Genomic DNA, 14783 nt, shown 5'->3' on the forward strand with positions numbered 1-14783 from the left:
CATCGCCGATGGTAGTGTGGGGTTTCCCCATGTGAGAGTAGGTCATCGTCAAGATCAAATTCCAAAACCCCATCTGCTCACGCAGATGGGGTTTTGTCGTTTAGCCTAACCACAGATGTGTAAATGGCCGGCATTCACGCCCTCATGCGTGCTGTCGAAATAGCGATGCTACGTTGGCCATTGCATCATCGGCAAAACCCTGCAAGAAGCTCTTGAACTCGTCAGCGCTCATCGGGCTCCCATTAGCCGGTTCAGCCATGATGGTCCAGGTTGCGTTACAACCTCCGCGGTCTTGAGGCTCGACTGCCATTGATGCCCAAAGCTTGCCGATCCCCAGACTGTTGTGGAGAGTCGTCCAGGTCATCGTCATGTTGTGATCATTGCGTGAGTTAAGTTGCTCCACAACGACGTGGCCACCTTCCTTGAATTTCTTGTAACGTACCGAGCCCGGGCCATTACCTACCACCTCAATGCTGGCGAGTGCAGGAATGAATTGGGCAAAGCCTCCGAAGTCGCCTACAACCTGCCATACGTCACTCGCGGGTGCGTCGACCGATACTGTTGATATGACCCGTTCACCTACTGGATTGGTGATCAACGTGTCAGGGTTGAGCTGATTGGTCTTACTGATAGCATTCATGGTGTTCTCCGTAGTTTAAGGGGTTCTTGCATCAGGTTTCAGGCACACGCACATCAAATGAAGTCGATTTCCTTCAGGTACTCGCAGCCCTTGCGCAGCAGCGCTGGTGTTTTGAGTGGGTAGGACTCACCCATCCGCTGAATGCCTGCCAGGGCGTTTTGGTGCGCAATCATCGAGATATCGCCGATGTCCTCCTCAAACCCGTCGAGATAGAAGCCCAGTACGCCAAATAAGGCGTTATCACTGTCCACCCTGCTCAACTGGGCTTGCCATTCGCTGACACTCACCGTCTCGAAACACCTACCAGCGTCTCGAAATGCGCTGACGTAGTTGCTCCAGCTCAACGGCTCGGGATTGTGGAGGTTGAAAACGGCGTGCGCCGGTTGGTAGCGACTGGCATGAAATCCTATGAAGCGGGCGAGAAAATCCACCGGCATCAGGTCGAAGTTCATGGCAAAGCCCGGGACCTGACCCAGCTGGATCGACCCTTTTAGCATTAGCATCAGGCGGTTTTTGTGTGGCTGGCAGACGCCGGTGGAGCTGTTGAATGCGATGTTGCCGGGGCGATAGATATTCACCCACGCGCCCCGCTCACAGGCTTGCTGCAGGATGCTCTCGGCGACCCACTTGGAGAGGTTGTAACCGTTCTTGATGTAGATCGGCGGGGTCTTGGCGGCTGGTGCTTCAAGGACGCTACCGTCTATCCCGACGGCGCTGCAGGCAGAGAGCGTCGAGACGAAATTGAAGATTTTTTTGCTACGCCCTTCGCACAATTTCAGGCATTCAAAAATCGGCGCCACATTGTCTTTGGCGAGAGTCTCGTAGTCCTGAACGTGATTGACGTTGGCAGCGTTATGTATCAATGCACCAAATTCTTTATCCAGGCGCTCATAGACCTGACTGGTCAACCCCAGTTGTGGCTGAGTGATGTCGGCGGCGTAGACGCGAACCCGCGCCAAATCCAGATGCTCAAGTCGGTTTTCATGTAGCGCCTGGACGAAGCGATCCTGTGCCGTGAACCCGCCTCCTTCACGCACCAAGCACGCCACCTCAGTTGCCCCCCAATTCAACAAAGCTTCCACGATGTGCACACCAAGGAAACCGTTAGCACCAGTGACGATGACTTTATGCACATCGCCCAATCGGTCAACAGGCAGCGCTGGGAGTTCGAGCGTCACGGCAGCATCGTTGAACGCCTGAGCGCTGACGCTCCATGTGGCTGTACCTTCGCTGTCCAGCAACGAAGCCAGATTGGTTAAGGTCGGGGCCTCGATGAAACGGTTAATGGGAACGCTGCGGCCGAACCGCTCTCGAATCCCGAGGAGCATTTGCGACAACAGAATGGAGTGGCCACCCAGATTGAAGAAGCTCTCGTCTGTAGAGATATCACCGGGAGCAAGCTCCAGCAGGTTCGCCCAAAGCCCAAGAAGTAAACGCTCATTCTCTGTTTCAGGCAGGCGCCGATGAGCGGGTTCCAATAACGTCACGGGCAATTGCAGAAGGGCTTTGCGATCGACCTTCCCGTTGCTTGCAAACGGCATGCTGCTCAGCTCCATGTACACCGTTGGCCGCATGTAATCGGGCAGCCTGGCGTCAACGTGAGCCTTGAGCAGACGCCGCGCAGTGTCAGGGTCCGCCTCCTGCGGCTGAGCAGCAAAGGCCAGGATGCGCCGCTGCTCATCGATCACCACTGCGACCTGGCGGTAGAGCTGACTGTCGCGGAGGCAGTGCTCGATCTCCTCAGGCTCAACCCTGAAACCCCGGATCTTGACTTGATTATCCAGTCGCCCGGAGAGCTCGATGCCCTCCGTTGTCCATTTGCCGATATCGCCAGTTCGATAGGCGCGCGTGCTCTTGCCATCTCCAAGCGCGACATGCACGTAACGCTCGTCCGTAAGCGAAGAGTTGTCGATATAACCCAGACATACCCCTAGCCCGACGATGTACAGCTCTCCGGGCGTCTGGTCCGCAACAGGCTGCATATTTTTGTCGAGGATCAACACCTCACTGTTAGCAATAGGGCGACCCAGACAACGATTGCTCCCGCCGGGTTGAAACTGGCCAGCGGTTATCAACACCGTTGCTTCAGTAGGGCCGTACAGATTATGGAAGTGACATTGCGCTGCCAGGCGGTCAATGACAAAAGGCTCGCAGACGTCGCCCCCGGTACATAGGTGTTTGAGCCTTATTGGCCTATCCATTGGCAGGATGCTTAACAAGGCCGGCGGCAGAAACGCGTGGCTGAGATTCTGTTCCAGTAGCTCGGACAGCTGGAGCGGATCGCGACGCTGGTCCTCATTCGCCACCACCAGCTCGGCTCCGCTGAGCAGCGTGGGAAATATATCGATGACCGACGAGTCAAAGCTCAGCGTCGAGAACTGCAGCACCCGACTGTGCTCAGAGAGCTCGACGTAATGCGCGTACCACGCGGTGAAGTGGCTGAGGTTACGTTGGCTGAGCATCACTCCCTTTGGGTGCCCTGTTGTGCCCGAGGTATAAAGCGCCATGCAGGCCGTATTGATGTCTGGACAATGAAGCATCAATGACTGGCTGGTCGGCTCGATGACAATACTGCTGATGTCCAGCCCCGGCAGCACAACACCGGCAAGCGGATGACTGCCATCGTGCAGTAGCAATGTCGCCCCTGCGTTTTCAAGGATGTACTGCTGACGTTGCAACGGTTGGCTGGGATCCAGCGGCAGATACACCGCGCCACTGCCGAGAATGGCGAGGATGCCGGCGAAAAGAGCAGCAGATTTCGGCATGCAGATACCGATGACTACCGGCTTACCCGCTGCGAGCTGAATCAGGGTTGGAAATTGCAGCTGGATAGCGACGCTGTGGGTGCGCAGTGCGTCATAGCTGATGCCTTTGCCGTCGATATTCAGCGCAGTGTGATCGGCGAACCTCACAAAGCTATGGTCCAGCCGAGCGATCAGTGGCTGCTCTGCAATGCTCAACAGACCCGGTGCAGTCGTGAAGTTGAAGCAATGCTCAAAGGCAAGTCGATCCAGTCGCAGCAGACTTTCCTCGTGCTCGCTGCCTGATGCGCCGACGTGTTGGGCTTGTGTCAGATCCTCGGAATCGCGAGAGAGCTGGCTGACCAGCATCGCAACCGCGTCCACCAGCGTTGCAACTGCAGCGTCACGCAAAACGCGGCCATTGCCGGAGTGCACAGCGGCAACAGCCCTGCGCGCGACCAAGCGTCGTGCGGTGGCCGGCCCGAACCAACACAGGACCTCCAGCTGCGGCAGCACCTGGTCGTCCTCCGCTGTGAGTCCCAAGCGCAGGCCGAGATGAGCTGATAGCCCATAAGCGCCTGCCGGGGCGAGGCTCAGGTCCAGCGTGCCGTCCTCAATAAGAAGCATCGCGCCTTTCAAGACACTTCGCTTGACGGCCTCCGCATCCCGCAGCGTATGAATCAGATGCCCATGGGTCTCCAGCTCGGTTCCCACTTCACTGATTGCCTGGCTATGACCAACAAGCACAATCTCCAGGCGTTTCATTGAAGACCTCCTGCCGGCAGATATTCGGCAAGAGCTTCTTGTACGCAGAGGCTGTTTAGCATCGAGCTGTTGGTGAAGAAGCGCATGACGTTGCCCACCAGCGGATGATGGCGATTGATCGGGAAGCACATCGCATGCGTTTCAGCCCTCAGCGATTGCTTAATGGACTCGTCAACCGGCAGGCTGTCGATCAAGACAAAGTCAAAGGACTTCTGGATGTCGTTGGTAAGGTACTGAGCGATGAAAACTGGCAGAATCTGCGCGATCAGTTGCTGGTCGCTAGCCGCCGCTGTGTGCCAGTAGATCTTCACCAAACGCGCCCAAAACCCCGAATGCCGGCCCTCGTCAAGCAAGTGGTCCGCCATAAGCCCCTTGATGGACTGCTTTACTGTGTCGTCTCGCGCGAAAGCCGCGACGTCGTTGGTGACGGTATTCTCGGCGATCGCCACGCAGATGAGCTCGACGGCGCTGCGCAGATGATCGGGTGCCAGCGCCAAAGCTGCGGGAATAGCCCGGCTAAGCTCAATCTCCTGAGGTAATTGAATCGGCTGGATACCGGTCAGTGCGATGGTTTGCTGCATGAAGTCCATCGCGACCAGTGCGTGATAGTCCTCATCGACGACCACCGTCATGGCGTCATAGCGGCAGGCGAAGGGGAAACGGATCGCAAAATTGTCTTTGGCGATGCTTCGCGCGGTTTTATCGACGATTTCAGTTTCGAAAATCACCACGTCGCTGATGAACTTGTACAGGCTCTGCACCAGAGCGAAATCCCGTAAATGAGCACATTCGCGGGTGAAGGTCTCGCTAAGCACCAGCGGCTGGCGGCTGAGCGGATAAATCAGTTTTTCGTCGTTTTCGACCATGCGGCGCGGGCGGGTACGGATCGTCGCCCGGCCTTCCCAGGCATCGACGAAGGACAGATAGTCTTCGGCTTTCATGATTGCGTCCTTGTGTGAAGATCGATTCGGCTAAAGAGGCAAAGCCAGTTCATGCACTGACTTCCCGCGCAGGCTCGCGCATGGTCAGTCGCAGGGCGTCCCACAGCGCTATGCGGCTTTCCACTGCTGCAATGGCGGCGGCGTAGACTTCGCGTTGGTGTTGTTCGTTGCCAGCAACCAATCTGGTCAGCAAAGACTCTGCAGCGGGACCGTGGTCTTCTGAGTCCACTTCGATGTGGCGCTCAAGGTAGTAGCGAAAGGTTGGGGCCTTGTCGGCAGTGATGCCCCAGTCATCGAGAATTCGCTGAAACATCTGTGGGATAACGCTTTCTCGACCGTGCAGAAACGCAGCGGCCACGCAATGCGCCGGCGCGTTGAGTGCGACATCTAGAGTGTCACGGACGAAGCGAGCTGCCGCTCTGCTTGCTCCAGCGCTGTCGAGCGCTGTCTGGTAGTGGATGCCGTCGCGCTGCAACTCAACGAAGCGCTCGATGCGCGCCGTGCTTGCGCCAATCTCCCGCATGGCGTCCAGGTACAGTTCGAAGTGGCTGTAGTGCGCACGGTCCTGCCCCGGCCGATCATCTGATTCTTCACCCAACACGATTTCATTGATCAGCCGTGCAGCCTTCGGGTCCCGTGGCGGTAGCCAGGGGAGCCTGATGCACGTAAGTTCCTGTTGTAGACGCTTGGTCAGTGACATGAAGTCCCAGACGGCAAACACATGCACTTCCATGAATCGCTGAAGTGCACGCAATGAATCGATTTCGCAAAAAACAGGGTGTGCGCTGAGTTCTTCTTGTTTGGCCGCTAATTGCAATTCGAGAGTCGTCATTTAACTTCCTTGATTAGGTTCATGCGTCGCAGGCACGTCTTCGTCATTACGAGAACTTACGGGTGAATATCCAGTTACACAGCCCGGCAATAACTCGCCCATTAAAGAATGGCAGCGAAGTGCTGCGACGCTCATTGATTAAGCATTTGAGTGTGCAGGTCCGAACAGCATGTCGGGATATCACATGCTGGTGCCGGTAAGCGCTTGCGGGGCGTTTTGCCAAATATGCGGTACCGGCCAGAAAACGTTAGAACAGTTTCAAATGGTTTCGCAAATACTTTTTAAACTATTTTAAGTTTGGATAAACTGCGCGCAAGCGAAGACGATAAAACTTGTCATTAAAGTTTTATTAGTTCGAGCGCAACCCTTCCAGCTAATTGGAGCCAGAATTGAAGTTAATGAACGAGTGCCTCGTCCAGCGTTGCGCTTTAACGGGCTAATACAGTTTTAGGGGTTTTGGGGTGAGCGACATTAAGTCACTGACTCAATGTCTCCGCTCAGGGCATTGCTCCTTTTAACGCTCCATGAGAATCGCCTTCCTGGAATCAGCTGCAGACCGATTCGTCGTTCGAGTTTGCCTGAACGCGACGCGGCAACGCGTCAGCGACAGTGAAGTTTCACCATAGGCGCATCAGTGGCGACCCGGAGGGCGCGCGGGCGGGCTTTTAGTCTTAGAAGGGGAATAAACAGGAAGAATGGCGCAAGGCGATGCAGGCGCAGGGGCGGCGCTGTTGTCAGCTGCCCAGCAGGCCGAGGTGGGTATTGATGATATGCAGCAAGCGGTCGCGCTGCGACCTGAGAAAATCGTGGGTACCGCGCACCTCAATCAGTTCGAATTCCCGGCGCGTGAACTCTCGCCATCTCATCATGCTGGCGGCAGTGGCAACCGGATCATCGCTGCCGTAGAGGCCGGTCAGTGGGATGTCCAGACCTTCGTCTGCGCAGTGTGACCAGATTTCGGAAAGCTTCACATCGCTACGCACGACAGGCTCCAGCTGTTTCAGCCGTTGTTTGTCCTGCAAGAAAGTGTTCGGGAGCACACTCAGCCTGATCAGCGCTTGAATAAAATCATCCTGCGGCAGCGTGTGAAGGTAGGGCCAGGGCTGTTGGCTGTCAGGGCTTCGGCAGCCGGAGATGAAGAGGTGACGCGTCAGGCTCGGATAATGGTGCTGGGCAAGCCTGGCCATTTCGTACGCAACTCTTCCGCCAAAGCTGTGGCCGTAGAACGCATGGGGTTCGGTAAGGAAAGGCTTTAACGCGAGGAAGGTGTCATGCAGCAGGGGCGCCCACTGATCGTAGGGCGTTTCCTTGAGCCGGCTGCCGTGCCCTGGCAGGCGCAGGGTAACCAATTCAATGTGATCGGCGAGGCTTTCCGCCCAGTCGCGAAAATGCTCCGGATCGCCTCCTACGTGAGGAAAGCAGATCAGGCGAGTTCTGACCGGTTGCCCAGAGTTGACCACCATCAGCCATTTGTTTTTTTCAGCGTGCACTCAGCTTCCCCGTGCCTTGTTCAAGGCGTCATAACCGTGGAGCCGGGTCCTTCGGCGCATACGCCGTCATGAACGGCGTGGGTTGATCCCTTGTGCTTTACGAGCGGTGCCCCAGGGGCAGCAAGGTAAGGTTAAAGGCAGTCATGACCCCTCAGTGAGCGAGGGCGCGTTTCTTTAATGCAGGTGCCGGTTTTGCGTCTTCTGCCTTGCGAGCGCTCAGGTAAGCGTTGATGGCTTCAACACCGCGATTCAAGTGATGAGCCAGCGCCTCTATCGTCGCTTCCACATTGCCGACGGCAGCCATCTCCAGCAGCTCAAGATGGTCATTCTGGGACACCTTGCCCAGATTCATGTGTTCAAGGTTGAAACGCAAAAAGCGCTCTTCCTCATTCAAACCGTCCTCGACCAGCTTGAGCAGGCGCGTGTTATGCGCCTTTGAATACAGCGTCATGTGGAAAAGGCGGTTGAGCGTGCCCATAACGGTGTAATCAGTCTCAACCTCGAGCTTTTCGATGTAGCCGCGCGCGGTGTTGATGTCGTCGGGCGTTAGCAGCGGGATCGACTGGCGTAAGGCTTCGGACTCCAACAGGATGCGTAGCGCATAGGCGTCCGTAGCGTCCTCGTTGATCAACGGAGCGACGACCGCGCCTTTATGGGTTTCGACGCGCAACAGTGACTGCGCTTCCAGTTGCCGCAACGCTTCGCGAACGGGCATGCGGCTGACACCGAAAAGCGTCGCCAGCTCTTGTTGACGCAGGGCAATGCCCGCCGGAAGACGACCATCAAGAATGGCGCTGCGCAGTTTTTCTTCGATGATTGCGCGCGCCTGGTGCGCAGGCGGCTGCTCATCACCCAGCGTTTCCCGCAGAAATTGCTCTTTCTCAGTCCTGCGCATGCTTGATCTTCTCAGGCCGACCAGTTATTGGATCCAATGAAACACTAGAGACCGCCACCAAGCTTGTCAAACTTTGATACAAGTTGGCGGAGTCGCTCCGGGGCGGCATTCTACAAGGGATTGGCCGCTCGGGTGGTGCCATCAATCGGGCGAGTCTTTAAGCGTCGCCAGCGCATATTGACCTTGATACAAGGTGGATTCAGGGCTGGCACCGCGACAGGACGGCCTCAGATATAGCGGCCAGTCACAAAATGCTGCACATCGTTGAAGCCTGGCGTGGATGCATGTCCCGGGGTCACGAGCGAGTCAATGAACGCCTCGTCTTCCGCGGTAATGCTTACGCTGAGCGCTTTGGTGTAGCTGTCCCATTGCCCCTCGGTGCGAGGGCCGACAATCGCTGACGTCACTGCCTGGTTATTCAGCACCCATGCGATTGCGAATTCCACCAGGCCGACGCCTTTGGCCTGGGTGTACGCCTGTAATTTCTGGGCAATGTGCAAAGACTCACTGCGCCACTCGGTTTCAAGGATGCGTTTGTCCTGACGCCCGGCGCGGGAGCTGCTGTCCGGTGTCACATCGGGAGCATACTTGCCGCTGAGCACGCCGCGGGCCAGCGGGCTGTAGGGGACGACACCCAAGCCGTAGAACTTCGCAGCAGTGATCTGCTCCAGCTCAGCCTGACGATTGACGATGTTGTACAGCGGCTGACTGATAACCGGCTTGTCCACACCCAGACGCTGAGCGACGCTGACCACCTCAGCGATACGCCACCCGCGGAAATTGGAGACGCCCCAATAGCGGATCTTGCCCTCGCGTATCAAGTCGCCGATGGCAGACACGGTCACTTCAAGCGGCGTGTTGTGATCTTCTTTATGCAGGTAATGGATATCGATGTAGTCGGTGTCGAGCCGACGCAGGCTGGATTCGATCTCGTTGAAAATGTGCTTGCGGTTGAGTCCGCTGGAATTTGGGGCAGTGTTGCCCGAGCTGCTGCCGACTTTGGTGGCGAGGACCCATTCGCTGCGGCGCTTGGCGATGGCTTCGCCCACGATCTCTTCCGACCGTCCGGCGTTATAGACGTTGGCAGTGTCGATGAAGTTGACGCCTTCATCCCAGGCCTTGTCGATGATGCGCAGGGATTCTTCAGTGCTCGTCTGTACGCCGAACATCATCGAGCCCAGTGTCAGGGTTGATACCTGGAGGCCGGATTGGCCAAGGGTGCGGTATTTCATTGCTCGATATCCTTTTCGTCGGAGAAGTGGAAATCAGGACAGTCTGCGACAGCCTTGCAAGGGGGCTCATAAAGACCGTTCAGACCGGCGGCTCTAGGCCGGACATACTCACCTGTTTGGGCGGGGTTTGAAAAGTGACAAATCAACTGAGCTGCGGGCGAGGCCGATTACGGGTCAAAGAGCGACATCAGCGTGGCTGAGCCTGGCGTGGCGCCCCGCCAGAAAGCACAGAGTGCCGCCGACCGCCGTGAGGCACGCGAGGACATAGAACATCGTCGGCGCGGGGCTGTTGATCAGTAGATACCCGCAGATTACCGGGCTCAATGCACCGCCGAAAGCCGCCAGGTTCTGCGCGCCCAGATAGCTGCCACGCAAACGCTCGGGCGCAATGGTGTCGACGAACAGGTATTCGGCGGGATAGATGATCATCTCGCCCAGCGTGAAGACGAACATCGCCGCGCACCAGGCCAACGTTGTTGTGGCGAAGCTGAAGCCGATCAGCCCGATCGCGAACAATGCTGTTCCCAGGCAGATCCAGTACGGGAGCTGCTCGCGCTTGAGGAATCGACCGATCTGATATTGCATCAGGATCACGGTCACTGCGTTACAGGCCAGCACCGCAGAAAGGATTCTCAGCGCCTGTTCAGGGGTATGCGTTACCAACAGAAATTGGGACAGGTACAACGTATACCGCCCGTGCACGACGGTGCTGAGCAAGCTGCCACCCGTGAACAGAATCAGCGTGCGATCGTTCTTCAGCGTGACCAGCGTGTCGAAGAAGCTGCGCGGAACGTGTTGCGGATCGGCAGCAGTGCGCGGAATGCCGACCATCAGAAACAGACTACAGAACGCAATGGCGCTGGCGATGAAAAAAGGCGCCACCGGCAGGTGCCCGGCAATCACGACGCCCAGCATCGGCCCCGTTGCGTAGCCAATGTTGGTCAGGGTGTAGCGCAGCGAAAACACCTTCGCACGCTGCCCGACAGGCAGGTTTTCGCTGATGATGGCTTTGGAGCCGATTAGAAAGAGCGCCGAAGCGGTTTCGGTGATCACCAGCGTCAGGGTCGTAAGGTAAACATTGTGAGCAAACGTCAGCAGGGAAAATCCGACAGCGCTTGAGAGCATCGCCAGGATCAGCAGCTTGCGCTTCTCCAGCCGGTCGATGATGTAGCCGCCGTACAACCCCAGCAGTGTGGCGATGAAGACCGCGATGCCCATCAACAACCCGACGTCTTGCTGGTTGAGCCCCAGCCGGCTGCTCAAAAACAGCGTCAGCAACGGACTGGTCATTGCCCGGCTCATGACGATGGTCAGCGAGCAGATCATCAGGCGACGGATCACGAGGGAATAAGTGGTCACTCTGGGGTTCCTTTATGTCAGCGCTTCTCTGCAGGAGCGAGTGCGATGGCGCTCCTGCAGAAGCCATGCTGAAGCTTCGTCCGTGACTTGCCATGAACCGCTTACCGGCCTTGATTCATCCCCACTTTGGTCACGGCGCCTTGTTCAAGGTCCCATTTCTTGAGGATTTTGCCGTAGGTGCCATCGTCAACCATGGTCTGCATCGCCTCGGCAATGGCCGTCGCGAGCTCGGGATTGTTCTTGCTGACGCCCAGGCCGGTGAATTGTTTGGAGATGGCTTCGCCAAGCGCCTTATAGGTGTCCTTCTCCTGCGCCATCAGATAGGGGAGAGTTTCGCTGCCCTGCATGGCTGCATCAAGGCGACCCTGGCGCAGTTGTGCCCGAGCGTCAGCAGAGCCTTCGGAGCCGCTGACGATGATCGCCGGCTTACCCTTCGCTTCGCAGTTTTCCTTGCTCCACGCTGAAACTTCCGCAGGCCAGGTGGTACGGCGGCTGGTGCCGACTTTCTTGCCGCACAGATCGGCAGGCTCATTCAAGTCAGCATTTTTAGTCAGCGTGTAGAGCTGCGGGCCGCTGGCGAAGTAATCAATGAATGTCACCGTCTTCTGCCGCTCGGCGGTGTCAGTCATGCCCGACAGAATGATATCGAAACGTTTGGTCACCAGACCGCTGACCATCTGCTCGAACGCTGTTTCCTGCCATTTGATTTTCACACCGAGGCGCTCGGCCAACGCGTTGCCCAAGTCCACGTCGAGCCCGGTCAAGGTGTTGGTACTGGTGTCTTTGAAATCCATGGGCGGATAGTTGGGCACGATGGCGGCGGTGATTTCGCCTTTGTCCTTGAGGCTGGCAGGGAGCGCGGCAAACACCGACGCAGACGCCAACATGCCGACAAGCAAACTGGGGATGAAGATCTTTTTCATGGTCGTTCTCGTTTGTTCTGGTTTAAGTGCGAACGGCAGAAATGAAGCTTTGGGTTCTTGGATTTTGTGGGCTTATTAGAATGTCTTCCGGGGTGCCGGCCTCCACAATCTGGCCGCCGTCCATGAACACCATCCGGTTGGAAACTTCGCGAGCAAACCCCAGCTCATGGGTGACCACAATCATGGTCATGCCGCTGTGCGCCAGGTCACGCATGACTGACAACACTTCACCCACCAGCTCTGGGTCCAGGGCGGAGGTGGGCTCATCGAACAGCATCAGCTTGGGCCGCATCGCCAATGCGCGCGCGATCGCTACTCTCTGCTGCTGACCGCCCGAAAGCTCGACCGGATACGCATGGCGTTTATCGGCCAGACCGACACGAGCGAGCAATTCGGTGGCCTCCTCGGTGGCTTCCTTGGGGGAACGCTTCAGGACCTGGATTGGGCCCTCAATCACATTTTGCAGCGCGGTCATGTGCGGGAAAAGATTGAAGCGCTGAAAAACCATGCCCGTACTAAGGCGCTGCCGGGCGATCTGAGCATCCGTGAGCTCATGCAGCTTGTTGCCGACGATGCGGTAACCCACCAGTTCGCCGTCCACCCACAAACCGCCCTTGTCGATCTTTTCGAGCTGATTGACGCAGCGCAACAACGTGCTTTTGCCCGAGCCCGAAGGCCCAATGATGCACAGAACCTCACCCTGTTCGACCTCAATGCTGACGTCTTTAAGGGCGTGGAACTGGTCATAGTATTTGTTCAGGCCGACGGCTTTGACGATGCTTCTCATGGTGAGTCTCCTGGGCCTGACTTACGAACGCTTGCCGGCGCCGCGGGCAAAGCGCAGCTCCAGTCGGCTTTGGCCAAACGACAGGACGGTGACCACCGCCAGGTACCAGATCCCGGCGACGATCAACAGCTCCATGACGCGAGCGTTGGCGTAGTAAATGTTCTGCGCGTTATGCAGCAATTCGGAGTACTGGATCACGCTGGCCAAGCTGGTCATTTTCACCATGCTGATGAATTCGTTGCCCACTGGCGGAATAATCACGCGCATGGCCTGAGGCAAGATCACTCGACGCAGTGCCTGTAGGCGCGGCATGCCGATGGACTTGGCAGCTTCGTATTGCCCGGTATCCACAGACAGCAAGCCTGCGCGCACCACCTCGGCGGTATAGGCGCCCTGGTTGATGCTCAGGCCCAGCAGCGCGGCAACAAAGGGCGTCATGAGGCTAACGGTATCGATTTCCATGACGCCGGGAATCCCGATGACAGGGAAAATGAGCGCCAGGTTGAACCACAACAGCAATTGCAAAATCAGCGGCGTGCCGCGGAACAGCCAGGTATAGGTAATCGCTACGTACCGCAAAATCGGGTTGGCGGACATGCGCATGATTGCGGTGATCACGCCGATGATCACCCCAAGGATCATCGCCAGAATCGACATGACGATGGTATTGAGCAGCCCCCATAGAATGGCTTCGGACGTCAGAAACCGGCCGATGTAGCTCCATTCGATCTGCCCATTGGCAAAGGCGCGCGCGAGCCCTGCGAGGGCAACGATGATCAGCGTTGCAAAGAATATGCGTCCGTAATAGCGGCGGGGCACATGTTCGTATTGGGTAATGTCAAATGTGTTCTCGCTTTTCCTGCGCTCGGCTTGCAGCTGCTCTGCCTGATTCTGATTCATGTGTTTCTCCAAAGCCTTATGCAGACCAGGCCTGCCTGAATGTGCCACGCGTCCCCAATCTTTTTTGCGATGACGGCGTCTTCAGCGCGGTATCCAAAGGCCCTCAATCGGCAGTAACTCCGCACTGGAAGATCTGATCAAAGTGTCAGCTTATTTATATTTTCATGGACATTTGGTCGAGGAATTGTGCGCGATGCGCAAGGTTGCCAATCAGCTTTTTCTGTGTTCATTATTGTTGATCGGGCATGTTTTGTTGTGAGTCAGAGCCTGTTGAATTCAATAGGTGAGGTCAATAAGCATTATGGAAACTCCACTTTCCAGTTCTGGAAACGTGCCGCCGAAACCGGGAATTCGCCCGCCGCTGACCCTTAGCGGAATGGACTTCAAGCTGCTGCGGGTATTTCAGGCCGTGGTCGAGGCGGGCGGTTTCAGTGCCGCCCAGAATGAGCTGAATGTCGGACTCGCTGCCATCAGCAAACAGATTTCGGACCTTGAAATCCGGATCGGCATGCGCCTCTGCACGCGCGGTCGTGAGGGGTTTCACCTGACTGAAGAAGGCAAGCTCGTCTACCAGGCGGCCATCGAACTTTTTGCGTCGGTCGACAGTTTTCGCGATCGGATTAGTTCGGCGCAGAACGAGTTGATTGGCGACCTCAGCATTGGCGTGATCGATAACACCCTGTCCGATCAAAGTTCGCCGCTCATTGCCGCGCTTAGAGCAATGCACGATGAAGCGCCCAAAGTCAGATTGCGCCTTCAAGCCTCTCAGCTGGATGAAGTGGAACGGGGAATGGTAGAAGGGCGGATGAGTCTAGGCATTGTGCCGGTGTATCAGCGACGCGAGGAGTTTGATTATTTCGAACTGTATGAAGAGACTTCTTACGCCTATTGCGCAATGGGGCATCCGCTGTTTGGGGTCGCGGACAGCGCCCTGAGCATCGACAGCCTGCGTGCATTCGAGATTGTTAATCATCGCTACGCTATTCACCGGGACAAGGCGAGCTTCATCAATTACGACAGCCAATGCGCCTCGGCTTCTCAAGTCGAAGCGGTCGCGATGATGATCCTCACCGGGCGCTTCATCGGGTTCCTTCCCGAGCATTACACGCGCAATTTGGTGCGCGACGGTCAGCTTCGGGCACTGCGTCCCGACCTGATCGTTCTGCGCACGCCCGTTAACTTGATCCTCAGGCACAACGCCCCACGAAGCCCGCTGGTCAAGGCCTTCGCGAGGGCGCTGGGGGTGGATTTGAGCGTAAGCAGCTGACGTTGTTCCAG

The 14783-nt window shown here is 56.8% G+C and carries 12 protein-coding genes; 1 reads left to right on the top strand and 11 read right to left on the bottom strand.

The window, feature by feature from the left end; genetic code table 11:
- Positions 1-142: 142 nt before the first annotated feature.
- The 11 genes from QRN48_RS11215 to QRN48_RS11265 all read right to left on the bottom strand — a co-directional run bounded on the left by QRN48_RS11215 (position 143) and on the right by QRN48_RS11265 (position 13505).
- Positions 143-640 (bottom strand): SRPBCC family protein, encoded by a 498-nt coding sequence (locus QRN48_RS11215; protein ID WP_191944755.1) that lies wholly within the window; start codon positions 638-640, stop codon positions 143-145.
- Positions 641-693: 53 nt separating this feature from the next.
- Positions 694-4146: a non-ribosomal peptide synthetase gene (locus QRN48_RS11220; RefSeq protein ID WP_285350623.1), complete on the bottom strand. Its 3453-nt coding sequence runs from the start codon at positions 4144-4146 to the stop codon at positions 694-696.
- On the bottom strand, positions 4143-5087 hold the full coding sequence (locus QRN48_RS11225; protein ID WP_285350626.1) for a diiron oxygenase: 945 nt from the start codon (positions 5085-5087) through the stop codon (positions 4143-4145). Before QRN48_RS11225 ends, QRN48_RS11220 begins: the two co-directional genes overlap by 4 nt.
- Positions 5088-5136: 49 nt before the next feature.
- Positions 5137-5919, bottom strand: a complete 783-nt coding sequence (locus tag QRN48_RS11230; protein WP_191944752.1) for a DUF3050 domain-containing protein — start codon at positions 5917-5919, stop codon at positions 5137-5139.
- A 734-nt stretch (positions 5920-6653) separates the two neighbouring features.
- Positions 6654-7409, bottom strand: a complete 756-nt coding sequence (locus QRN48_RS11235) for a thioesterase II family protein (protein ID WP_037018631.1) — start codon at positions 7407-7409, stop codon at positions 6654-6656.
- Between the two features lie 151 nt (positions 7410-7560).
- Positions 7561-8304, bottom strand: coding sequence for a GntR family transcriptional regulator (locus tag QRN48_RS11240; RefSeq protein ID WP_191944751.1), 744 nt, complete (start codon positions 8302-8304; stop codon positions 7561-7563).
- A 227-nt stretch (positions 8305-8531) separates the two neighbouring features.
- On the bottom strand, positions 8532-9536 hold the full coding sequence (locus QRN48_RS11245; protein WP_191944750.1) for an aldo/keto reductase: 1005 nt from the start codon (positions 9534-9536) through the stop codon (positions 8532-8534).
- Positions 9537-9710: 174 nt separating this feature from the next.
- Entirely contained in the window at positions 9711-10895 is a 1185-nt protein-coding gene (locus QRN48_RS11250) for an MFS transporter (RefSeq protein WP_191944749.1), read from the bottom strand.
- A 101-nt stretch (positions 10896-10996) separates the two neighbouring features.
- Positions 10997-11818, bottom strand: coding sequence for an ABC transporter substrate-binding protein (locus QRN48_RS11255; RefSeq protein ID WP_285350632.1), 822 nt, complete (start codon positions 11816-11818; stop codon positions 10997-10999).
- Positions 11819-11840: 22 nt separating this feature from the next.
- Positions 11841-12605 carry an amino acid ABC transporter ATP-binding protein gene (locus QRN48_RS11260; protein ID WP_037018644.1) on the bottom strand — a complete coding sequence of 255 codons (765 nt, stop codon included), beginning with the start codon at positions 12603-12605 and terminating at the stop codon, positions 11841-11843.
- A gap of 21 nt (positions 12606-12626) precedes the next feature.
- The gene (locus QRN48_RS11265) at positions 12627-13505 is read right to left on the bottom strand and encodes an amino acid ABC transporter permease (RefSeq protein ID WP_285350635.1); all 879 of its coding nucleotides are present in this window, start codon (positions 13503-13505) and stop codon (positions 12627-12629) included.
- 301 nt (positions 13506-13806) lie between these two features.
- Between QRN48_RS11265 and QRN48_RS11270 the strand changes: the two genes are divergently transcribed.
- The gene (locus QRN48_RS11270; protein ID WP_285350638.1) at positions 13807-14772 is read left to right on the top strand and encodes a LysR family transcriptional regulator; all 966 of its coding nucleotides are present in this window, start codon (positions 13807-13809) and stop codon (positions 14770-14772) included.
- Positions 14773-14783 lie beyond the last annotated feature (11 nt).

The sequence above is a fragment of the Pseudomonas sp. ME-P-057 genome (genome assembly GCF_030208975.1).
GTDB lineage: Bacteria > Pseudomonadota > Gammaproteobacteria > Pseudomonadales > Pseudomonadaceae > Aquipseudomonas > Aquipseudomonas lutea.

Excerpts from the sequence above, each read along its gene's own strand:
- QRN48_RS11215 (WP_191944755.1), bottom strand. The coding sequence starts at position 640 with ATGAATGCTATCAGTAAGACCAATCAGCTCAACCCTGACACGTTGATC.
- QRN48_RS11220 (WP_285350623.1), bottom strand. The coding sequence starts at position 4,146 with ATGAAACGCCTGGAGATTGTGCTTGTTGGTCATAGCCAGGCAATCAGT.
- QRN48_RS11225 (WP_285350626.1), bottom strand. The coding sequence starts at position 5,087 with ATGAAAGCCGAAGACTATCTGTCCTTCGTCGATGCCTGGGAAGGCCGG.
- QRN48_RS11230 (WP_191944752.1), bottom strand. The coding sequence starts at position 5,919 with ATGACGACTCTCGAATTGCAATTAGCGGCCAAACAAGAAGAACTCAGC.
- QRN48_RS11240 (WP_191944751.1), bottom strand. The coding sequence starts at position 8,304 with ATGCGCAGGACTGAGAAAGAGCAATTTCTGCGGGAAACGCTGGGTGAT.
- QRN48_RS11245 (WP_191944750.1), bottom strand. The coding sequence starts at position 9,536 with ATGAAATACCGCACCCTTGGCCAATCCGGCCTCCAGGTATCAACCCTG.
- QRN48_RS11255 (WP_285350632.1), bottom strand. The coding sequence starts at position 11,818 with ATGAAAAAGATCTTCATCCCCAGTTTGCTTGTCGGCATGTTGGCGTCT.
- QRN48_RS11260 (WP_037018644.1), bottom strand. The coding sequence starts at position 12,605 with ATGAGAAGCATCGTCAAAGCCGTCGGCCTGAACAAATACTATGACCAG.
- QRN48_RS11265 (WP_285350635.1), bottom strand. The coding sequence starts at position 13,505 with ATGAATCAGAATCAGGCAGAGCAGCTGCAAGCCGAGCGCAGGAAAAGC.
- QRN48_RS11270 (WP_285350638.1), top strand. The coding sequence starts at position 13,807 with ATGGAAACTCCACTTTCCAGTTCTGGAAACGTGCCGCCGAAACCGGGA.